The following is a 20,219-nucleotide window of genomic DNA, read 5'->3' on the forward strand; positions in this document are numbered from 1 at the left end:
TGATTAGAGAGATTGAATCAAATGAATGCACAGAGCCCGACTGTTTATCGAGCCGCTATTCTGCACTTCCTGTCCGACCCGGATGTGGATGGTGAAAATGCCTACCAATTCTTTGAAGATGGCGCCCTGCTGATTGAAAACGGTAGGGTATTACAAGTGGGTGAGGCCGAGGCCGTTTTGGCGTCACTGTCTTCGGACATTCCTGTGGTTGAGTACAAAAATCACCTGATCATTCCTGGCATGATTGATACTCACATTCACTTTCCTCAGGTAGAAGTGATTGCGTCTTACGGTGAGCAATTGTTGGACTGGTTGAATAACTATACCTTCCCGGCTGAGCGTCAGTTTGAAGATAAAGAGTACGCATCCAACATTGCCAACTTCTTCCTGGATGAGTTGCTTAAAAACGGCACCACCACGGCGTTGGTGTTCGGTACGGTGCATAAGCAATCCGTAGAGGCCTTCTTTGAAGCGTCCGAGCAACGTAACACACGAATGATCTGCGGTAAGGTGATGATGAATCGCAATGCGCCGGAATTCTTGTGCGATACGCCGGAAAGCAGCTATCAAGACAGCAAAGAGTTGATTGAAGCCTGGCATAACAAGGGTCGTCAGTTGTATGCGGTGACACCTCGCTTTGCCATTACTTCAACCGAAGAGCAGCTTCAGAAAGCCGGTCAGTTGATGGAAGAGTACCCGGATGTGTACATGCAAACGCACATTTCCGAAAACAAGGACGAAGTCGCTTTTGTTCAAGAACTATTCCCGGACAGCAAAGACTATCTGGACGTTTATGATCAGTTCGGTTTGTTGGGCAAGCGCAGTGTCTTTGCTCATGGTATCCATCTGACGCCGCGCGAACACCAACGTTTCCGTGAAACGGGCTCGAGTGTCTCTTTCTGTCCGACTTCAAACTTATTTTTAGGCAGTGGCCTGTTGGATATCAAAGAGCTGGAAGAAGAACAGGTGGCTTACAGTGTAGCTACCGATGTGGGCGGTGGCACCAGTTTCTCTATGCTCCAAACTTTGAATGAAGCCTATAAAGTGACTCAGTTGAATGGCAACAAGCTGTCAGCGTTAAAGAGCTTGTATCTTGCCACCTTGGGGAATGCCAAGACGCTTCAATTAGAAGATAAGATTGGTTCCTTCAAAGAGGGTAACGAAGCTGACTTCGCGGTATTGGATTTCAACAGCACTCCGTTGATGAGCTTGAAACAGTCGAAGTGTAAAACCTTGGCTGAGAAGCTGTTCGCCATGATTATTCTGGGAGATGACCGTGCTGTACGTGCGACCTATGTTGCGGGTAACTGTGTTCATGACCGTGACAATTCTAGTGCCTCGCAAACTAACCAAAATAAAGAAGTAGGAGCGGCTTAATGGAAGCGTATCTATTAGAGTGGGCGAATTTATTCTTCCGCTGGTTTCATGTGATAGCAGGGATTGCTTGGATTGGTGCGTCTTTCTATTTTGTGTGGTTGGACAACAGTCTTGAAAATCCACCTCAATGGAAAAAAGACAAAGGCATTGGTGGTGACTTGTGGGCTATTCATGGCGGTGGTTTCTATGAGGTGGCCAAGTACAAGTTAGGGCCTGAAAAAATGCCGGAAAACCTTCATTGGTTTAAGTGGGAGGCCTACACCACCTGGCTAACCGGAATGGTCATGCTGTGGATTGTTTACTACATCGGTGCAGAAAGCTTTTTAATCGATAACTCTCGTCTTGAGCTGACACAATGGCAGGCTATTGGTCTGGGTATGGGCTACATCGCAGTAGGCTTTGCGGTGTATGAAATGCTGGTTAAAACCCCGCTTCGCCATAACGGTAAAGCCTTTGGCTTGGTGTTGTTCTCTTTCTTAGTGTTTATGGCGTGGTTTGCCAGTGAAGTGTTCTCGCCGCGTGGTGCGTTTATTCATGTGGGTGCGTTGATCGGTACCATCATGGCGGGCAACGTGTTCCTGGGGATTATGCCTTCTCAGCGCGCGTTAGTAGAGGCGGTGCAACGTGGTGAAGCGCCGGACCCGAAATACGGGGCCTTTGCAAAACTGCGCTCAACCCATAACAACTATTTCACGCTGCCGCTGATCTTCATCATGATCAGTAATCACTATCCAATGACCTATTCACATGAGCTGAACTGGTTGGTGCTGTCGGCGATCTGTTTCATTCTGGCTTTCGCCCGTCACTTCTTTAATTTGCGCCATCGTGGTGAATTCAAACCGTCCATTCTGCTGATCGCAGCGATCATGATGGCAGGTGTGGCGGTTTGGATTGCGCCAAAGCCGGTGGAAGTGAATGAAGAGGTGGTTGCTGGGTTCACGGATCAACAAGGTATGGCGATTATTAAAGAACGCTGCGCAAGCTGTCATGCAGCAACGCCAACGCAAGCCGGGTTTGCGTCACCTCCGGCAGGTGTTTCCTTGGAGACTATGGATCAAGTGATGGTGATCAAGCCAAAACTCATTGAAGTCATTAACTCCAGCTACATGCCGTTGGGTAATATCACTCAGATGACAGACAAAGAGCGTCAACAGGTGATTGGTTGGTTGTCGATGTAACTCGCGTTATGTCGCCAGTAAGAAGTTTTTACACTCCCTCCGAGTAATACAACGCAAGTTGTACCTTTTAAGGGGCTTGATGATGCAACCAGGCTAGGTGCTGCATCATCTACCACACAGCTTTCCTGAAGCTATGAACTTACCAAGTTTTTGAGCTGTGTGTGCCCCGTTTTTTATTGCGTTCGTCTTGATTGGTCAAGAAATCAACAAAATCGGACGAAATGCTTGGTTTGACTGTACAGACAGCTTTCCAAGAGTCCTTCCCTTTGGCAAAATAGCTGCCCAATTAGTCAGGTGGTGGCATTAGCTTTGCTAGTCTATACCTATCTGGCGATACATTTCTTTTATTGCCCATCACAGTTAATTGGAGATCCTCATGGCTGTTCATGAAATTAAGCACCCTCTTGTCCAACACAAATTATCTATCCTTCGTGAGAAAGAGATCAGTACTAAGCGTTTCCGCGAGTTGGCGGGTGAAATCGGTGCTTTGTTGACCTATGAGGCGACGGCTAACTTTGAAACTGAGTTGGTTTCGGTTGATTGCTGGTCAGGTCCTGCGGAAGTTGAGAAGTTAAAGGGCAAGAAAGTGACTGTTGTACCTATTCTTCGTGCAGGTATCGGAATGTTGGACGGTGTGCTTGAAATGATGCCAAGTGCCAAGATCTCTGTTGTCGGTCTTTATCGTGATGAGGAAACCTTCGAACCTGTTTATTACTTTGAGAAGTTGGTAAAAGACATCGATCAGCGTGTGGCTATGATTATTGATCCTATGTTGGCAACCGGCGGCTCATTTATTGCGACAGTAGATTTGCTGAAGAAGGCAGGTTGTCAGAATATTATGGGCTTGTTCTTGGTAGCGGCGCCAGAAGGGATTGCCAAAGTACAAGAAGCTCATCCAGACGTAGATTTGTATGTGGCTTCAGTGGATAGTCATTTGAACGATCAGGCATATATTATTCCGGGTCTGGGCGATGCCGGTGATAAGATCTTTGGTACTCGATAATAGCTACTTGGGAGCTCTTAGCTAAAGAGAGTTCCTATTAATAAGTACTGAATAATAAAACTACCTGATAAAAGGAAAACTCAATGGATAACATGAAACCCTGGCAGACAGCGCTGTTGGGCGGCCAGATGCTGTTCGTCGCATTTGGTGCCTTGGTGTTGGTGCCGATTCTAACGGGCTTAGATCCTGCTGTTGCCTTGTTCACGGCGGGTGTTGGTACGCTTATTTTCCAAGTGGTAACTAAGCGTCAAGTGCCTGTTTTTCTGGCGTCCTCGTTCGCATTTATTGCGCCAATCATTTATGGAACACAAACTTGGGGTATCGCCGCAACCATGTCGGGGCTGGTGGCTGCGGGTGTGTTGTATATGGTGTTGAGTGCGCTAATCGCATGGCGTGGACAAGGTTTCATTCATCGTATTTTGCCACCAGTAGTGGTTGGCCCAGTGATTATGGTGATTGGCCTTGGTTTGGCGCCTGTTGCAGTACATATGGCGATGGGGAAAACAGGGGATGGTGCCGTACAATTAGTTGATCAGGGCCAAGCCTTAATCGTTGCGGCAATTTCATTATTTGTCACCATTGGCGTCTCGGTATTTGCAAAAGGCTTATTCCGATTACTACCAATTTTGAGTGGTATCATCGCAGGTTATGGTGCGGCGATGGCGTTTGGAATGGTGGATTTCAAAGCCGTTCAGGATGCAGCATGGTTTGTTGTACCGAATTTCACTGCGCCTGAGTGGAATTGGCAGGCTGTGTTGTACATTTTGCCAATTGCTATTGCGCCTGCAGTGGAGCACATCGGTGATGTAACGGCTATCAGCGCGGTGGCTAATAAAGACTATCTTAAGAAGCCTGGTTTACACCGCACTATGCTGGGTGATGGCTTGGCGACGTCTGCAGCTGCTATGGTGGGTGGCCCGCCAAACACAACTTACTCTGAAGTCTCTGGTGCGGTAGCGCTGACTAAAGCGTTTAATCCTGTGATCATGACGTGGGCGGCGGTATTTGCGATTGTCTTGTCTTTCTGTGGTAAGCTGGGTGCGATGCTGTCAACAATTCCTGTTCCTGTGATGGGCGGCATTTTGATCTTGTTATTCGGTACCATTGCTGCCATTGGTATGAATACTTTGGTAAAAGCACAGGTTGATGTGACCGTGCCTCGTAACATGGTGATCGTTGCGGTAACGCTGGTATTTGGTATCGGTGGTATGGCGTTGCAGGTGGGTGATCTGATGCTGAAAGGCATAGGCTTGGCCGCGATTGCTGCGATCATATTGAACCTGGTGTTGCCTAAGCATTTGGGTGAATAACCAAAGGATCAGTGTTCTGATCTAGGTTCTAAATAAAAAGCCGTGCTGGGATGAATACCTCAGCACGGCTTTTTGCGATTCAGAATAATGAGTTAATCATTATTCTGAATCTATTTAGGCTTATGGTGCGTGTGCCAATGTTCGGCAATATCAATACGGCGTGGCACCCAGACATCCTCATGAGACTGAACATAGTCGAGGAAACGCATTAAAGACGCTGCACGACCAGGGCGGCCTATTAAACGGCAGTGTAAGCCAATGCTCATCATTTTGGGCGCTGTTTCACCTTCGGTATACAGCACATCGAACGAATCTTTTAAGTAGCTAAAGAATTGATCGCCTGAGTTAAAGCCTTGATTGGTCGCAAAGCGCATGTCGTTGGCATCAAGAGTGTACGGAATGATTAAGTGATCTTTATGTTCATGAGACCAATAAGGCAGATCATCGGCGTAGGCATCCGAGTCATACATAAAGCCGCCAGCCTCTACCACCAAATCACGTGTATTGGGGCTCATCCGGCCGGTATACCACCCCTGCGGACGCTGGCCGGTGACACGAGTGTGAATGTCGATGGCTTGCTGAATGTGTTCGCGCTCAATGTCTTTATCAATGTATTGGTAATCAATCCATTTTAGGCCGTGAGAAGCGATTTCCCAGTCAGCGGCGTTCATCGCAGCTACAACATCAGGATTCCTCTCTAGGGCTGTAGCAACACCATAAACAGTGACTGGCAGATTGCGTTCGGTAAACATCCGATGCAGTCGCCAGAATCCTGCTCGGCTGCCGTATTCGTAGATGGATTCCATGTTCATGTGACGAACACCTTCCAGCGCCTGTGCGCCTACGATTTCTGAAAGAAATGCTTCGGAAGCTTTGTCGCCATGAAGCACGCAGTTTTCACCACCTTCTTCATAGTTAATAACAAATTGTACGGCCACGCGGGCGTTGTTAGGCCATTTAGGGTCTGGCGTATGTTGACCATAGCCGACCATGTCTCTTGGGTAAGTCATTGGGTAATTCTCTGTTTACGTGTTACAGGTAATTATCGTAGATTTGGAGAGGTTTGATGAATGATCTAATGTTAGTGTATTTAAAAAGTTGACTCAATGGTTAATATTTTATTTAAAAGATCTCTTTTACTTAATCGATTAGTGGTGTTTTTCGGTGCGCTGCTGCTTTCATTTTTAAGTTGGTCAGATCCTCTGTGTGAGTCGTTATCGGCAGGCTTGGCTGATCAATATCCCACTTATATACAGAAGCAAGCGATGAATCCGCAAGGTCGGATTATTTCTTGGAGTCGAGTTGGCTCTGAGGATGGAAAACCTGTTTTCTATGCGCACGGTAACCCTGGTTCACGGTTTGAGTTGTTGTTTTTTCATGAGGTGGCTGAGAAAGAGAATGTCACTTTCTATCTTATGGAGCGGCCTGGGTTTGGCTGTTCTGAGTTTGTTAAGAACTACTCTTTGTTGGATTATGCGCAGGACTTGAAGTGGTTTATTTCATTTCTAAAGATAGATACGCCAGTGAACCTGATGGGCTGGTCCAGTGGCGGGCCGCCGATGCTTTCATTTGCTAAAGCGTTTCCGGATTTAACAAATAAGGTTGTTATTGCGTCGAGTTACAGCGACTTTGGTGAAATGGCTGAAGCGAAGGCTCTGATGCGTCAGTATCATCGTCCTGGCCCTATGTTATCCGATAAAACACCAAGGCTGTTCCATGGCTTGGTGAGCCTGGTTGGGTGGGCCAGTCATAAACTTCCAAACGTGTATTTTCGAGTGACAGAGAAAGAAGTATCAAAGGCTGATCGAATGATCTTAGAGTCAGGTCATATCAAGCCATTATTTCTATTAAATCAAGATCACGCCTTTGCTCAGGGTGCCCAAGGTGCGATTCAGGATCTAGAAGTTCAATGGCAGCCGTGGCCGTTTGATTTAGCCTCAATTATGGTGCCGGTTTTGTTATTGCAAGGCGGTGAAGACCAATTGGTTCCAAAAGAGTTTGCGCGCCATTTACATCAAAACTTGGCTCATTCCACATTACAATTATTTTCCGACCAAGGACATTTATTTGTGTTGCAGTTGAAATATCAGCGAGAGGCCCTGATGTGGCTTGGGTCACATTAATTAGAGGCGTTTTTTGTTAACGAATCGATAACTAAAAGATTACAAAAATAGATCGTTTCTAAGAGTGGAATTGATTAATGTATTGCCAGCTTCAAAACTTAAGGAATCTCTGAACAAGTCCGCTCTAGCTCAGCGGGTGCTAGAAAAGTGTTAGAACAAGGTGGACTTCGTAGAGAATGTCTAGACCTTTTCAAGAAGTTCAACGCAGTTATAGCACTTTTAAAGCCCCGCCCTTTGGGGCCTTAAGAGAAATGCCTCTTTTTTGTTGCTGTTTTTTGACGTAACCCTTCGGGTCGAACCCGTTAGCCTTCAAAACCGCGCCTCAAATAGTCATTTCTCTTATAGGCCTGAGCAGAGAGAGACTTATTCAGAGGTTCCTTAACCAATTAGAAAGTATAAAAAGTATGGCAGCAATGTTTGCAATCAATGATATTTCTGAAGGCGGTAGTCGTCGGCAATCTGTGCGTAGAATGGCATTTTGGAGCGTTATCTTTCAGGACTTATCTGGAAAGTGGTTTAGGGCGAAAACGGATAATGTGTCGTCTGGTGGAATGCAGATGATGACAGATACGGCCTTTCCTGTGGGAACCAAATTGTTTATTAAAATGCCCTTGGTTTATCGTGAGCATAAGAAGCAAATTGAAGCCATAGTTGAAACCAAATACAGCGTTGCAACAAGTGCAGGGTTTAAGACAGGTATGATGTTTACGCGCATTACTAACGCTGACCGAGAGTTTCTGCGTGCTTATTCAGAAAAAGAGATTTAAAAGCTAAGTAAGAGTTTTAGATATAAAAAGGCGGGATATTTACTATCCCGCCTTTTTTATGAGAGTAATCTGATATTCAGATTAGTCTAGAGAAGGACCTGCAGAAACGATCTCTTCTGATACATCGAACTTCTTGAAGTTTTCGATGAACTGACCTGCAAGGTTACGAGCAGTCTCTTGGTAAGCAGAGCTGTCAGACCAGCATTCAGCCGGGTTCAGCAACTTGCTGTCAACACCTGGTACTTCAGTTGGGATGTCCAAGTTGAAGATAGGTAGACGAGTTGTTTGTGCGTCTGCAATGTCGCCATTCTGAATCGCTGCAATAATTGCGCGAGTCGTAGGAATGCTGAAACGCTCACCGCCTTTACCGTAAGCACCACCAGTCCAACCAGTGTTTACTAGGTAAACTTTAGAACCGAATGCGTCCATACGCTTCATTAGTAGTTCTGCGTACTCACCTGCTGGGCGTGGGAAGAATGGTGCACCGAAGCAAGTAGAGAAGGTCGACTTAAGACCCGCTTCAGAACCCATCTCAGTTGAACCAACCAATGCCGTGTAACCACTTAGGAAGTGGTAAGCAGCCGCTTCTTTAGAAAGAACAGACACAGGAGGAAGAACACCTGTCATGTCACACGTTAAGAATACGATGGCTTTTGGTTCGCCAGCACGGTTTTCAAGAACGCGTTTTTCAACGTGCTCAAGAGGGTATGCACAACGAGAGTTTTCAGTAAGAGAAACGTCGTTGTAGTCAGGAACGCGAGTTTCGCTGTCGATCATTACGTTCTCAACGATGGCGCCGAAACGGATAGCGTCCCAAATGATAGGTTCGTTCTTCTGGCTAAGATCGATACATTTAGCGTAGCAACCGCCTTCTAGGTTGAATACAGTACCTTCGCCCCAGCCGTGCTCGTCATCACCGATTAGGTAGCGTGCAGGGTCAGCTGAAAGAGTGGTTTTACCTGTACCAGAAAGACCGAAGAATAAGCAAGTGTCGCCGTCTTCACCAACGTTTGCAGAGCAGTGCATTGGAAGAACGTCTTTCTCAGGAAGAAGGAAGTTCTGTACAGAGAACATGGCTTTCTTCATTTCACCAGCGTAGCGCATGCCAGCTAGAAGTACTTTGCGTGCTGCAAAGTTGATCATTACGCAGCCATCGCTGTTAGTACCGTCACGCTCAGGTACACACTCAAAACCAGCAACGTTAAGAATTTGCCACTCTTGTTTGTTCTTAGGGTTGTATTCGCTTGGACGAATGAACAGATTGCGACCGAACAAGTTCTGCCACGCTGTTTGCGTAGTCATGCGAACCGGTAGGTAGTGCTCAGGGTCGGCACCAACGTGAACGTCAGAAACAAATGAATCTTGCTCTGCAAGGTACGCTTCTACGCGCTCCCACAGTGCGTCAAACTTGTCAGCGTCGAATGGGCGATTTACTTTACCCCAATCGATAGCATCTGCTGTGCTTGGTTCTTGGACGATGAAACGATCCATTGGTGAGCGACCAGTACGCTTACCTGTTTCAACAACTAGAGAACCGTTCGCAGCAAGACGGCCTTCTCCGCGAGCAAGCGCTTCTTCTACCAGTTTTGCCGACGTTAGGTTGTAGTTAACCTTGTCACTTGTTGTGGTCATTCTGTTATTTCCCCGGATAAAAATGAACAACTGCTTAAAAAAGCAGTGACCGAAAACACTCTCTCGAATCGCTCAGCGAAACGAGCACGATAAACTTTTAGGCGCGGGATTATGCCAGAAAATAATCAGTAACGCTAAAAAAAGTGTTTCTTAATGTGAATGATTCTTAAAAACTCGATGAAATGTTTGATCTCTCAACGAATTAGTTAACACCGCAATATTTTTGAAATACAGACGCTTGCGCTTAATGCACTGAACTGTCGTTAGGATCGGTTCCGTCCGACGAATGAGTGCCTTCAAAGAACGACGTTATGTCAATTTTGTCAAAACTGTAGGTTTCATTGCAGAACTGACAAGTCACATTAATCTCAGGCTCGGATTCCAGAATGCTCAATAATTCGTCTTTACCAACGGTCTTGATGGATTCTGCGGTGCGATCACGCGAGCATGTGCAATGAAAGTCAATGTCTTGAACATCGAACAGACGAATGTCTTCTTCATGGTACAAACGATGAAGAATGGAGTCGTTGTCCAAGCTGAGCAACTCTTCGGCTTTGATGGTGTCAGCCAGCGTTACTGCATGTTCCCATTGATGATGGCTGGTTTCTTTCTCTTCGTCGGTCGCGTCTTGTTCCACTGGTAATTTTTGTAAAAATAGGCCAGCGGCTTGTTTCCCGTCGGCTTGAAGCCAGATTCGTGTCGGAAGCTGTTCGGATTGCTCGAAATAGTGCTCCAGACACTTCGCCAGTGAATCACTGTCCATCGGAACAATTCCCTGATAGCGGCTGCCTTTCTCCGGTTGAATGGTAATCACCAAGTGACCGGCACTAAAGAGTTCTTTGATGCTTGTGGTGGTAACGTCACCATGAACCTGGGCGATAGCCCGAATTTTCTGCTCATGTGTGCACTCGGCCATTAGGATGCCAATGCCTTCGTTACCCCGAGCTTGCAAAATTACTGAGCCTTCAAATTTCAGGATTTCACTTAACAGCGATGCTGCGGCCATCCACTCACCCAGTAACTGTTTAACGGGATCCGAATAATCGTTTTTTCTGATTACCGTTTGATAGGCGTCATCAAGACCAACCAATTCACCTCGAATGTCGTGATGTTCGAACATGAAACGTTGGATTTGATCTGAATTACTCATGGGTTAACCGTACCTTTTTAATGAAACGCTTGAGGTTAAAAGTATTTTTCAAACGTTATGTTTATTCGTAAATGTCTGATTTCAAACGACTGATTTGACGGCGCTCTTTTTTGTTGGGTTTATGATCGATAATAAACGCCGCTGCGCCCATGCTTTTACGGAGAGCGGTTTCTTTTTCGCGTTTCTCAATGCTTTCCGTCGTTTCTTGATAGAGTTTTTGCGCTTCTGGCGCACTTTTGCGCTTTTCTTCCAAGGCAAGAACTTGAACCGTCTTCTCGGTATGACCTTGTCGAAGGGTAATCAACGCATTGATTTCGACAAAGCGACTGGGCTTGGTTCGTTGACCGTTGTAATGAACTTTGCCACCTTCGATAAATTGCTTGGCTAAATTGCGGGTTTTGTAAAAACGAGCGGCCCAAAGCCATTTATCTAATCGAATTTTCTCACCGTCTTGAGGGGTGTTTTTGTCCATTGCGTAGCCTGAATAGAGAAAACAGCGAATGACTCACCACTGCCAAATGGCATTCAAGTAGCGTTAATGAGGCATTCTTTGTTTATAAGAAACGTGTTTATGTAAATCGTGTTTGTTTGAATCGCATTTATATGACTCAAAGATACTTCAATAAATGGGGAGTAAATCTTTAAATTCAAGGATAGCAGGGTAACGTCTGTCGAAGTTTTCCGGTTGTTTGCTGTCGGGTTTGACGATGGCTCGTAAGAAGCGGATATCATAGTCGTTAGCAGAGTCCAAAACGCTTTCGCTGTCATCAACAAATAAGGTTCGTTCTGGATCAAATGATTCGACGTTTTGCAGCGATTGCCAGAAAGAACGGTCTTCCTTGGGTTTGCCGAAGTCGTGAGAACAAATCACCATGTCGAGATAGCGGTCGATGTTGGTGTTGGCCAGTTTTAACGACAGACTACCCTGGTGGGCGTTGGTGACCAGTACCGCACGTTTATGTGAATTTGACAGCTGTTGCAAAAAGTCTTCGACGCCCGGTCGGATAGCAATCAGATGTTCGACTTCTTTCTTCAACGCTGCCACATCGAGGTTCAGTCGTTCGGACCAGAAATCAAGGCAGTACCATTCCAATCGACCACGGTAGGAATCAAAGGTATCGACTAATTCAGCGTTGCTTTGCTCTAGTGTGATGTTATGCAGTTCCGCATATTTTTGAGGGATGTAGTTAATCCAAAAGTGATTGTCGAAGTGGAGATCGAGCAGGGTGCCGTCCATATCCAGAAGCACAGTATCGATCTGATCCCAGTCTACAGAAACCTCGGTCTTTGGATGCATAAGATTTGTATCACCTTGAGTTGTGGCGCATATAAGGGTTTAAAAAGCAGTAAAGTTCACCCATTATAAGGCGCTGTTCATTCCTTTGCCTAGCGAGGTTGTGTATGTCCATTAAACCTTCCATTCTTGATCAAAAAGTAGTGGCTGATACTGCGATTTTTCGAGTGGAGTCTCAGAAACTAAAATTCAGTAATGGCGTAGAGCGCACTTACGAGCGTTTGGTTCCCAAAGGGAAGCACGCTGGTGCCGTGATGATTGTGGCGATTAATGATGATAACGAGGTCATGTTGATTCGTGAGTATTCTGCCGGAACTGAGTCTTACGAGCTGTCTTTACCGAAAGGTCTGGTGGAGCATGGGGAGACTATTTTTGATGCGGCTAACCGTGAGCTTAAAGAAGAGATAGGGTTTGGCGCTGAAAATATCGAGTTTTTAACCGAAATGACGGTGTCGCCAGGCTATATGTCGTACCGCCTGCAAGTGGTGATTGCGACTGGTTTGTATCCTGAGCGGTTGGAAGGGGATGAGCCGGAACCCATTGAAGTGGTGCCGACCGATATGAATCTTGCGATTGAATACGCCAATGGCAATGAGATCACTGAAGCCCGTGCGGTGGCGGCTTTATATATGACACGTGAGTTATTTAGAAATCGAGGTGACAGTGATCAGGAAGAGTCTTTCTTTTAACAAGTGATATTTCTGCTTTGTGTCCTCGATGATGTGCTGTAGTTGTGGTGAAGTGAACAAATCAAACATAGACGTAGTTTGGAGTGGTGTGTGTTGAATATGAATGGGTTGATTCGTCTGGGTAAGGCAACGTCTCAGAAGTGGATAAATAAGGGTTTCATTATTGCCAACAATGCTGCCGAACGAATGCTCTATAAAGATAACCTGATTCTTTCTGACAAAAGTGCGTATGACGTCGTTTGTGAGAAAGGTCTAATGTCGTTGAAGCGTTACCATCCGTTAAAAGAAACCTCGATTGAAGTGGATGGAGAGAAAGTTGAAGTTAGTTCTGAACGTAAAAAGACACCCATTATTTTTGTGCCGCCGTTAGGGGCTACTGCTCAGATTTTTGATTTAATGCCGACGCGCAGTTTGGTTCGTTATTATTTGGCGCGCGGTTACGATTGTTATCTGATTGATTGGGGCGATCCGGATCGTAGTCATGCGGGCTTAACCTTCGAAGATTATGTAACTGATTGGATGCCTGAAGCGATTGAGACAGTGCAACAGCTGACCGGACAGAACCAATTCAGCCTTTTTGGATACTGCATGGGCGGGCTGTTCTGTTTGCTGTATGCGGCGTGGTCCAAGAATGAGCATCTTAGGAATTTGGTGACCGTTGCCAGCCCGATTGATGTTCGACAAGTCGGTCCGGCGGGGCAACTGTTAAATGTTATGCATCACGCCTCAAAAGTGTTAGCGAGAGTAAATAACACGCCACTGAAATCAATGGTTCGTCCAGAGCATTTGCATGTACCGGGACGACTTGTCGCCTTGTCTTTCAAACTGACCAACCCGTTGGGGAGTTTGGCCAGTTATTGGGACTTGCTAACGGCACTCAGCGACCGCGAAGCGCTTTCTGAACACACCACTATGTCGAACTGGTTTGAAGATATGGCGGATTACCCGGGCGGTATGATTCAGGAAATTATCAGTAAATTGGCGGTGGGAAATCAGTTTGCTGAAGGTCGGGTTCGAATTAACGGCGGGACCGCCAGTTTCAGTGACATCAAAGCCAATTTGATGTCGTTCGCAGGCGATAATGACAAAATTGTTGGTATCCGAGCCGCACGTCATTTGTTAGATGTAGTGGGCAGTCAGGATAAATCTTTCTATGTGGTACCGGGCGGTCATGCCGGGGTGTTTGGTGGTTCCAGCGCCTCTCAATACGCTTGGGCGATGAGTGCTGACTGGCTGGATGAGCGGAGTGATTGACGATTAATTCAGTCTGTAAATAGCTGTGTATGTAACTCTTCAAAACATGAAAACACGATGTCTGCCTGCTCTGAGTAGTGTGGCAGACTGCCTTCCACATACAGGCAAGAACGCATTCCAGCATTGGCTGCGGCTTGCACATCATAAAGATAATCACCGACATAAATCAGGTGCTGAGGTTCCAGCTGCCATTGCTCTGCAATCTCGAGTAACGCTGTAGGGTCTGGCTTAGCAGGGGCATCTTCTCGGGTGATGACCAGCTCAATTGGGATTTGGTTGTTGGAAATTTTTAGCTGCGCAGCTTTGGAAAAGTTGCGGGTGACGATAGCCATCGGTAAACCTTGCGCTTGCACACGCTTGACGAAGGCTTCGGCACCCTTGATCCAGTCTGCTTCTTCCGCATCCTGCATTTCATGATCTTCAATCAGTTGTAAGAATTCGCTTCTGAGCGGTTCCGGTTGCGCTGAGACGTGTGCCAATAAATCGGTGTGCGGCGGACAGTTAACGGCAGAATCCAAGGCCCGGAAGTCTAGTGAAGAATGAACCAATGTACCGTCGAGATCAAAAATTACGCCGAGAACCGGGTGTGTTGTCATGGCAGAATGCTCCGATGTGAATCGAATATCTAGTAATGAGACTCCATGGTAGCGCTTTGGCATGACCCATGTCGCTATGTTTTTCGCACGATATATTGAGGTTGTTAGAAAAAGTGAGAGAGGCCAGATAATGCTGACCTCAATAGCAAACAGGTATGATTCTCAGGACTTATTTTAGTTCTGGACGCTTTCGATGATGTCTTTCCAGCTGACCAGTTTGAAATTCTGATTCTCCAGTGCATAGCTGTCATCGATGTTGTACCAATCCTGAGCAATGAAGATACCCTCCGGGTAATCTGCACCCAAGTTGGCAGCAACGGCGTGAATGCCATCGGTATCGCTGGCTCCGTCGAGGCCTTCAGTGTCGTTTCCAATGATGGCGAAGTTGCCGATGACTTGATTGTTGTTATTGAGATCGTAAATCACGTAGGTGTTATTCCCTTGGCTGGACGCAATCAGGTATTTGTCGTTGCCATTGTCGTAAATGGTCAGGCCTTCCACATCGGCTACCAGTAATTCTCCATCGATCGCTGCGAAAAGAGTGGCTTCAGTCGATGCATTAGCATCGGCTTCGAATTGCCAAATGGCTTCGTCTTCTTCACCTATAAACAGCAGACCGGTTTGATCGTCCGCAACGCAGCCTTCCGGTTGTGATTCGACAGTCAGCGTTCTTACGATTTCACCCTCGACGCCTGCGTTGGTGAGAGTCAGTTGCCATTGCTCGGTGACACCGTTCTTGCCATTCACAAATACATAAGGCGTACCGTCGACCGCTTGATACATACACAGGCCATAGACCTCATCGACGTTCGAAATCAGTTCTGGTGCATCTTGATGGACGTTATCACCAACAGCGGTTAATGGTTGAATGGGATCTTGTCCGCCTGTGGCTTCATTAATTGAATAAAGCGCAATGGTGTTGAGTTCGCGGTTAGACGCGGCGGCCAGAGCGAACGTTGTGCCATCCCAGTCAGTCACGTTAGCGCGAATATCGACGTTATTTGGTTTGCCACCTTCTAGATATTGAAGTTCGTTACCATCGAGATCGTACGCCATCAAACCGCCTTGTTTATTGGTGGCGATGATCAGGCTCTGACTCGGATCGGTTGGGTGCAGCCAGAATGCCGGGTCATCGGCGGCATCACCATCGTCGTCCACTTCCTGGGTTTCACCTTTGGAGGCTACCAAGGCGATGCCTTGAAAGGTCAGCTCACGATGGGTGAGTAGATTATTGACGTTAATATTGGTTTCACTGGAAGCCATGGCGTAGGTATTTAGCTCGGTGAATGGAAGCTTTTCGTAGACCGGCTCATCGGCTTCGGTGTTGGCCAGCCATAAACCATCGTATGCGACAGCAAGCGCTTTGGCTTCTTCAAGGGATTCCGGCAAGAATTGACCGGCGTATTCATTCTCATCTAAACGGTCATAGAGTAAGAAACCTTGCCCTTCGTCAGCGACGACTAGGTAGCCACCATTTTCTTGGTATATCAGATCCAGGCCTTCCACTTCTTCTAATCGACCCAGAGGATCAACGCTGTCGACTAAATGGCGATCTTTGACGTTTTCCGGGTCGGCGCCGTATGCCCAGATACCTAAATCTTGTTCCGCGATGTAGAGGGTGGCGGTTTGATCGTCAATGACACAGGCGCTCAGTTCTCCACCCACATTGAAGTTACGGACAGCGAGAGGATCGCCCAGGTTATCTTCAATAGTGCTGACGATTTGAGTACCGTCGTAAGTGAGCTTGTACTGAATGGCATCGCCATCTTCGGTGACGCCAGTGAGGCTAAGTGCACCAGTGGTGACATTCTTATAAAGACAAAGGGATTCGGCTTCGACGTCGACATTCAGCGTACCTAGATCAACTAGGGGAGCCGTTGTGTCGTTTTCGATGCTATAAAAAGCAAAACCGCCGTCATCGGGTAAACCAACTGCTAATACGTCGATGTTGTTCCCCAGATTGTCTTCGATGTTGTAGCGGATATCTGCGCCTAACACTTCACGAGAATCGTCGTGAAAGAGTTGTGTTCCGTTTTGATCAAATACAGCCAGGCCGTCTTCTTCTAACGTCGCGATAAGGAAATGTTTACTTGCGTCTGTCGGGTCGTGCCAAACGGCTGCATCGGCAATGTCTTCGTAGCTTTGATTAGTAACCGTTTGGGTTTGAAGGCTGGCTACTTGGGCATTGTCGTCGGATGGGGTAGATGAAGAGCTATTGTCGTTGTCGCTACAACCGCTGAGTAGCGCGGTTACTGCAATCAGGGTGATAGAAGTTTTATTCATTGGGTGTTCCTAGTCATGCTTCTGTTATTCATTTCTGTGATGCCTCATGTTCAAAGGCATATCTTTATTCGCTGTTGATAAGGTATTTGGTTACACAGCGCCAGGGCACACTAGAAAGGCGAGATTGCAGAGTTATGACACTTTTGGGGCGGTCATTTGGAAACGCAGGGAATCACGTCTAAATAGCAGAAGAGGTGTGAAAATATGAGCTCGCGGGACTAAATCTCATGCCAAGAAACCGCGATCAAAACGGAAATTCGTGTTGAATGCGCCCATTTGACGTGCTTTTTAATCGAGAGCCCAAGAAAAACCTCTTCAATGACTTACAGTATTCAAAAGTGGCGTGAGCTGATGGGACTTTTTTACACTTCGTTATCACCAAACTGTCATATCCAACCAGTACAACTGCCAGTGTTTCGTTTTGATGACACCAGGCGTTCAGTGTATTTCTTAGGGTGCTCTAAAGGGGGTTGTGATGTGGGATCTGTATTACCGAATTCGTTATTACGTGCATGATGTATGGCAGGGGTTGAAACCGCATCGCTTGTGGCTGGTTGTGGTGATAATGGTTGTGATCAGTCAATTGGGGATGAATGCCGCAAGTGGTGAACTAAAGCCTGTAACAGAACTCGATTGGATCGATATGTTTGGTGAAGGTGCCACTGCACTGTTTATTTTGGTGTGGTTGCTGATTGTTCTTTCCATTCGGTCACCTGGACGTGTGACTACTCTCTTTGCTTTGGGATTGTTGGGCATTTTTATCTCCAATTTTCAGGATCTTATAGATGAACTCTATCAGTTATCGGATGGCGTCGTGTGGGACAGTTGGTTGGAATCCATGCCTGTTGGCTTGCTGATTCTGACGGCTGCGCTGTGGTTTTGGCGGACAGAACAACACCGCATTCAATCTTTCATGGAGCGACGTGGAGTGGTTTCTCGCATTTCGCAAGAGCCAACGACCTGGGATAGTGGCTTAGCATTGCCGGAATACGATGCCTTTATAGCAAAGATTGACCCGAACTGTGATGACCAAATCTTGATGATGGTTCAGCTCGATAATTTTCACGATGTGACGTATCAACGGGGCCGTTCTGAATCGGATCAGCTCGCGAACTCGTTTGTTGAGTTGCTGTTACTTCATCTTAGAGCTCAGGACATGATGTGTCGCTATACGCCGGGTTGTTTCGTAATCTTGTTGACGCAGCTGGATAACGTAAGTGTTCTGCGTCTCCAACAGAGTATTGGCTGGTTGCTCGCCAGTTATTGCGATCGAGTTTATCGGGATCAATATGCGCTTTCGGTGTCATTTGGCATCTCAAACTGTGGTGATTCATTAAGTAGAGAATCATTAACTAAGGAGACATCAGAGCATTGGGTTGAACGAGCACGACAGAACCTTACGCCGTTTAATGATGCGTCCACTCATGCCTGTGAACAACTGGGCTGTTAATGGTTTGCCATGATGGCTAAATTGAATCTTCCGTGTTGGACCGAAGGGCATCACAAGGTGTTGAGTCCGACCGGGTATGTGTTTTCAGCGTTGGAGGTGGTCTTGGGGGAAGATCTGGGGTCTTGGTCTCAGAATCCCAAAGCGCATTATTTACTGCGTCGAACCGGGCTGTTCTGTGAGGATGTGTTGAGGCCGGACTGTCAGGTTTCGCCGAATCAGGTTGCGCGTTTGCTGGATAATCTTCGTAAAGAAGACCCGACCTTGAGCTTTGCTATCGCTCAACGTCTTTTGCCAGGCGTGCTGGAAACGTCCAGCAATTTGCTCATGCATGCGCCGACGCTAGGTCATGCGTTAGAGGCCATTTGCCTACTGTGGTGGTGTCACTTTCCTTTGCTGGCGCCGAGAATAAGACGTACGGACAACGCCTGTTTTATTGTGCTGGACGATGCGTATGGTGTCGCACAGTCCAACACCGACTTGTACGTGTTTTTGGCGGAAACTGTGTACAGTGCGTTAATGACCTTTCTTAATTGGAGTTTTCAACAGGCCTTACCTTGGCAAGCTTCGTTCTCATATAACAAACCGAGTTGGCATCGCTTTTATCTCGGAAACACCGATATCGATGTTCGCTATCACCAGCCCATAACCTACCTGGCGATTTCGCAAAAGAACATGGGGGTGTCTCGTTCGATGGCGTCTGCCAGTGTTTTTACTATGGCAGAGCGTGCATTGGAGGGGAAAACGAAGCTCGACAGTTTAATTTTGTTGATGAAAGCCAGGATGAGGACCTCCCTGATTGAGGTGCCAAAACTGGAAGCGTTTGCCGATGAACTTGGTGTCAGTACGGCGACGTTAAAGCGCAAACTCAAACAGCATAACACCAGTTATCAAATGCTATGGAATCAGGTACGTTGGGAAGAGAGCTATTTTCTTAAACGTCATCATCGACTCAGTGATGATGAAATCGCCGGGCAGTTAAGTTTTTACGATGTCAGTAACTTTCGTCGATTTTTAAGGCGATGGGAACGATCACGCTCGATCGGTTAGTGCAATGTTTTGTCGTCGGGCTGCTGTTGCTCTTGGCTGGACTCGGACTCTTTGACTTGTCGACGAACTTCCATCGCGACATATTCCAACTGGTCATCGTTGAGGTTGGAAACGTCCTGACCTTGCGCTTTGAGCAGTATGCGCAGCTCTTGCAGCTTTTTGCGTTTCTGCCAGGCTTTGGTGCCCGGCAGATAACTCACGAGTTTGCGAAGAGGGTTCGTCATTAAACTGAAGCCTTGAGCGTGTTTACGCCCGTGCTGGTGCCAAGCATCAGTACATCGGCTGGTCGCAAAGCGAACAGGCCGTTAGTAATCACGCCCGTGATTTGATTGATCTTTTCTTCCAGTTCCATTGGCGAGGCAATTTTTAAGTTGTGAACGTCCAAAATTACCCCACCGTTGTCGGTGATGACACCTTCACGGTAAACCGGGTCACCGCCCAGCTTTACGATTTCACGCGCGACAAAACTACGAGCCATTGGGATTACTTCGACCGGTAATGGGAATTGCCCAAGCATCGGTACCATTTTGCTTTCGTCGGCGATGCAAATGAACTCTTTGGCGCAGGCCGCCACGATTTTCTCGCGTGTCAGTGCTGCGCCGCCGCCTTTAATCAATTCAAGACGCTCATTGGTTTCATCCGCACCGTCGATGTAAAACTCGAACGAGCCAACGGAGTTCAAATCATAAACAGGAATGCCATGATCTTTCAGGCGATCTTCAGTCGCTTTGGAGCTGGAAACCGCGCCATCAAACAAGTCTTTATGCTCGGCCAGTGCATCGATAAAAAAATTGGCAGTGGAACCTGTACCAATACCGATTACGCTGTCTTTATCCAGCTTAGGAAGAATGTATTCCAAAGCGGCTTGTGCAACGGCTTGTTTGAGTTCGTCTTGTGTCATGTTTCCGGTTCCGAAGTGGGTAAAAGAATTGGCGCGAATCATATCAAACGGTAGCAGACTTTTATAGAGATCTCCTGACCTTCTTTGCTTATTGAATGACCTCTCGACACGGCGGATTGCTTAACAGGGTGGATCAAACAGGTTATGCTAGCGGGTTCCCAAAAT

Annotated in this window: 19 protein-coding genes; 10 read left to right on the forward strand and 9 right to left on the reverse strand. The window is 46.9% G+C overall.

Annotated features, from left to right (window positions below; all coding sequences use genetic code 11):
• Positions 1–21 precede the first annotated feature (21 nt).
• The 4 genes from guaD to ACFOEK_RS18535 all read left to right on the forward strand — a co-directional run bounded on the left by guaD (position 22) and on the right by ACFOEK_RS18535 (position 4,868).
• Entirely contained in the window at positions 22–1,377 is a 1,356-nt protein-coding gene (gene guaD / locus ACFOEK_RS18520; RefSeq protein WP_386722964.1) for a guanine deaminase, read from the forward strand.
• The gene (locus tag ACFOEK_RS18525; RefSeq protein ID WP_386722965.1) at positions 1,377–2,555 is read left to right on the forward strand and encodes a urate hydroxylase PuuD; all 1,179 of its coding nucleotides are present in this window, start codon (positions 1,377–1,379) and stop codon (positions 2,553–2,555) included. The genes guaD and ACFOEK_RS18525 overlap by 1 nt, the downstream gene beginning before the upstream one ends.
• Positions 2,556–2,931: 376 nt before the next feature.
• Positions 2,932–3,558 carry a uracil phosphoribosyltransferase gene (upp, locus tag ACFOEK_RS18530; protein ID WP_386722966.1) on the forward strand — a complete coding sequence of 209 codons (627 nt, stop codon included), beginning with the start codon at positions 2,932–2,934 and terminating at the stop codon, positions 3,556–3,558.
• An 83-nt stretch (positions 3,559–3,641) separates the two neighbouring features.
• A complete protein-coding gene (locus ACFOEK_RS18535) occupies positions 3,642–4,868 on the forward strand; it encodes a uracil-xanthine permease family protein (RefSeq protein WP_386722967.1) in 1,227 nt (408 codons plus the stop codon).
• 110 nt (positions 4,869–4,978) lie between these two features.
• On the opposite strand, the gene puuE is transcribed toward ACFOEK_RS18535, so the two are convergent.
• Positions 4,979–5,878, reverse strand: coding sequence for an allantoinase PuuE (puuE, locus tag ACFOEK_RS18540; RefSeq protein ID WP_386722968.1), 900 nt, complete (start codon positions 5,876–5,878; stop codon positions 4,979–4,981).
• Between the two features lie 96 nt (positions 5,879–5,974).
• On the opposite strand from puuE, the gene ACFOEK_RS18545 reads away from it, so the two are divergent.
• Both ACFOEK_RS18545 and ACFOEK_RS18550 read left to right on the forward strand, forming a co-directional pair.
• Positions 5,975–6,991 (forward strand): alpha/beta fold hydrolase, encoded by a 1,017-nt coding sequence (locus ACFOEK_RS18545; RefSeq protein ID WP_386722969.1) that lies wholly within the window; start codon positions 5,975–5,977, stop codon positions 6,989–6,991.
• A gap of 404 nt (positions 6,992–7,395) precedes the next feature.
• Positions 7,396–7,758, forward strand: a complete 363-nt coding sequence (locus ACFOEK_RS18550) for a PilZ domain-containing protein (RefSeq protein WP_386722970.1) — start codon at positions 7,396–7,398, stop codon at positions 7,756–7,758.
• Positions 7,759–7,839: 81 nt separating this feature from the next.
• Here ACFOEK_RS18550 and ACFOEK_RS18555 read toward each other — a convergent pair whose 3' ends face one another.
• The 4 genes from ACFOEK_RS18555 to yrfG all read right to left on the reverse strand — a co-directional run bounded on the left by ACFOEK_RS18555 (position 7,840) and on the right by yrfG (position 11,837).
• Complete coding sequence (locus tag ACFOEK_RS18555) at positions 7,840–9,390, reverse strand: phosphoenolpyruvate carboxykinase (protein WP_386722971.1); 1,551 nt, start codon at positions 9,388–9,390, stop codon at positions 7,840–7,842.
• 244 nt (positions 9,391–9,634) lie between these two features.
• Positions 9,635–10,540, reverse strand: a complete 906-nt coding sequence (gene hslO / locus ACFOEK_RS18560) for an Hsp33 family molecular chaperone HslO (protein ID WP_386722972.1) — start codon at positions 10,538–10,540, stop codon at positions 9,635–9,637.
• Between the two features lie 61 nt (positions 10,541–10,601).
• Positions 10,602–11,012: a ribosome-associated heat shock protein Hsp15 gene (hslR, locus tag ACFOEK_RS18565; RefSeq protein ID WP_386722973.1), complete on the reverse strand. Its 411-nt coding sequence runs from the start codon at positions 11,010–11,012 to the stop codon at positions 10,602–10,604.
• Positions 11,013–11,159: 147 nt separating this feature from the next.
• Positions 11,160–11,837 carry a GMP/IMP nucleotidase gene (yrfG, locus tag ACFOEK_RS18570; RefSeq protein ID WP_386722974.1) on the reverse strand — a complete coding sequence of 226 codons (678 nt, stop codon included), beginning with the start codon at positions 11,835–11,837 and terminating at the stop codon, positions 11,160–11,162.
• Between the two features lie 104 nt (positions 11,838–11,941).
• On the opposite strand from yrfG, the gene nudE reads away from it, so the two are divergent.
• Together nudE and ACFOEK_RS18580 are read left to right on the forward strand one after the other, a co-directional pair.
• Positions 11,942–12,523, forward strand: a complete 582-nt coding sequence (gene nudE / locus ACFOEK_RS18575) for an ADP compounds hydrolase NudE (RefSeq protein ID WP_386722975.1) — start codon at positions 11,942–11,944, stop codon at positions 12,521–12,523.
• Between the two features lie 99 nt (positions 12,524–12,622).
• Positions 12,623–13,777 (forward strand): alpha/beta fold hydrolase, encoded by a 1,155-nt coding sequence (locus ACFOEK_RS18580; RefSeq protein ID WP_386723082.1) that lies wholly within the window; start codon positions 12,623–12,625, stop codon positions 13,775–13,777.
• 8 nt (positions 13,778–13,785) lie between these two features.
• On the opposite strand, the gene ACFOEK_RS18585 is transcribed toward ACFOEK_RS18580, so the two are convergent.
• Both ACFOEK_RS18585 and ACFOEK_RS18590 read right to left on the reverse strand, forming a co-directional pair.
• Positions 13,786–14,373, reverse strand: coding sequence for an HAD family hydrolase (locus ACFOEK_RS18585; protein ID WP_386722976.1), 588 nt, complete (start codon positions 14,371–14,373; stop codon positions 13,786–13,788).
• A gap of 174 nt (positions 14,374–14,547) precedes the next feature.
• Complete coding sequence (locus ACFOEK_RS18590) at positions 14,548–16,656, reverse strand: phytase (RefSeq protein WP_386722977.1); 2,109 nt, start codon at positions 16,654–16,656, stop codon at positions 14,548–14,550.
• 475 nt (positions 16,657–17,131) lie between these two features.
• Here ACFOEK_RS18590 and ACFOEK_RS18595 point away from each other — a divergent pair, with 475 nt between their 5' ends.
• Both ACFOEK_RS18595 and ACFOEK_RS18600 read left to right on the forward strand, forming a co-directional pair.
• Entirely contained in the window at positions 17,132–18,106 is a 975-nt protein-coding gene (locus ACFOEK_RS18595; RefSeq protein ID WP_386722978.1) for a GGDEF domain-containing protein, read from the forward strand.
• 9 nt (positions 18,107–18,115) lie between these two features.
• Positions 18,116–19,153 carry an AraC family transcriptional regulator gene (locus tag ACFOEK_RS18600; RefSeq protein WP_386722979.1) on the forward strand — a complete coding sequence of 346 codons (1,038 nt, stop codon included), beginning with the start codon at positions 18,116–18,118 and terminating at the stop codon, positions 19,151–19,153.
• Here the strand turns inward: ACFOEK_RS18600 and ACFOEK_RS18605 are convergent.
• Both ACFOEK_RS18605 and rpiA read right to left on the reverse strand, forming a co-directional pair.
• Positions 19,150–19,377, reverse strand: a complete 228-nt coding sequence (locus tag ACFOEK_RS18605; protein ID WP_386722980.1) for a hypothetical protein — start codon at positions 19,375–19,377, stop codon at positions 19,150–19,152. The genes ACFOEK_RS18600 and ACFOEK_RS18605 overlap by 4 nt on opposite strands.
• Positions 19,377–20,054, reverse strand: a complete 678-nt coding sequence (gene rpiA, locus ACFOEK_RS18610) for a ribose-5-phosphate isomerase RpiA (protein WP_386722981.1) — start codon at positions 20,052–20,054, stop codon at positions 19,377–19,379. Before rpiA ends, ACFOEK_RS18605 begins: the two co-directional genes overlap by 1 nt.
• Positions 20,055–20,219: the final 165 nt, after the last annotated feature.

Source organism: Litoribrevibacter euphylliae (genome assembly GCF_042646085.1).
GTDB classification, from domain to species: domain Bacteria; phylum Pseudomonadota; class Gammaproteobacteria; order Pseudomonadales; family Litoribrevibacteraceae; genus Litoribrevibacter; species Litoribrevibacter euphylliae.

Excerpts from the sequence above, each read along its gene's own strand:
- ACFOEK_RS18525 (WP_386722965.1), top strand. The coding sequence starts at position 1,377 with ATGGAAGCGTATCTATTAGAGTGGGCGAATTTATTCTTCCGCTGGTTT.
- ACFOEK_RS18590 (WP_386722977.1), bottom strand. The coding sequence starts at position 16,656 with ATGAATAAAACTTCTATCACCCTGATTGCAGTAACCGCGCTACTCAGC.
- upp (WP_386722966.1), top strand. The coding sequence starts at position 2,932 with ATGGCTGTTCATGAAATTAAGCACCCTCTTGTCCAACACAAATTATCT.
- ACFOEK_RS18580 (WP_386723082.1), top strand. The coding sequence starts at position 12,623 with ATGAATGGGTTGATTCGTCTGGGTAAGGCAACGTCTCAGAAGTGGATA.
- ACFOEK_RS18535 (WP_386722967.1), top strand. The coding sequence starts at position 3,642 with ATGGATAACATGAAACCCTGGCAGACAGCGCTGTTGGGCGGCCAGATG.
- ACFOEK_RS18595 (WP_386722978.1), top strand. The coding sequence starts at position 17,132 with ATGTGGGATCTGTATTACCGAATTCGTTATTACGTGCATGATGTATGG.
- ACFOEK_RS18550 (WP_386722970.1), top strand. The coding sequence starts at position 7,396 with ATGGCAGCAATGTTTGCAATCAATGATATTTCTGAAGGCGGTAGTCGT.
- hslR (WP_386722973.1), bottom strand. The coding sequence starts at position 11,012 with ATGGACAAAAACACCCCTCAAGACGGTGAGAAAATTCGATTAGATAAA.
- ACFOEK_RS18585 (WP_386722976.1), bottom strand. The coding sequence starts at position 14,373 with ATGACAACACACCCGGTTCTCGGCGTAATTTTTGATCTCGACGGTACA.
- yrfG (WP_386722974.1), bottom strand. The coding sequence starts at position 11,837 with ATGCATCCAAAGACCGAGGTTTCTGTAGACTGGGATCAGATCGATACT.
- ACFOEK_RS18605 (WP_386722980.1), bottom strand. The coding sequence starts at position 19,377 with ATGACGAACCCTCTTCGCAAACTCGTGAGTTATCTGCCGGGCACCAAA.
- hslO (WP_386722972.1), bottom strand. The coding sequence starts at position 10,540 with ATGAGTAATTCAGATCAAATCCAACGTTTCATGTTCGAACATCACGAC.
- puuE (WP_386722968.1), bottom strand. The coding sequence starts at position 5,878 with ATGACTTACCCAAGAGACATGGTCGGCTATGGTCAACATACGCCAGAC.
- ACFOEK_RS18545 (WP_386722969.1), top strand. The coding sequence starts at position 5,975 with ATGGTTAATATTTTATTTAAAAGATCTCTTTTACTTAATCGATTAGTG.
- ACFOEK_RS18555 (WP_386722971.1), bottom strand. The coding sequence starts at position 9,390 with ATGACCACAACAAGTGACAAGGTTAACTACAACCTAACGTCGGCAAAA.
- ACFOEK_RS18600 (WP_386722979.1), top strand. The coding sequence starts at position 18,116 with ATGATGGCTAAATTGAATCTTCCGTGTTGGACCGAAGGGCATCACAAG.
- guaD (WP_386722964.1), top strand. The coding sequence starts at position 22 with ATGAATGCACAGAGCCCGACTGTTTATCGAGCCGCTATTCTGCACTTC.
- nudE (WP_386722975.1), top strand. The coding sequence starts at position 11,942 with ATGTCCATTAAACCTTCCATTCTTGATCAAAAAGTAGTGGCTGATACT.
- rpiA (WP_386722981.1), bottom strand. The coding sequence starts at position 20,054 with ATGACACAAGACGAACTCAAACAAGCCGTTGCACAAGCCGCTTTGGAA.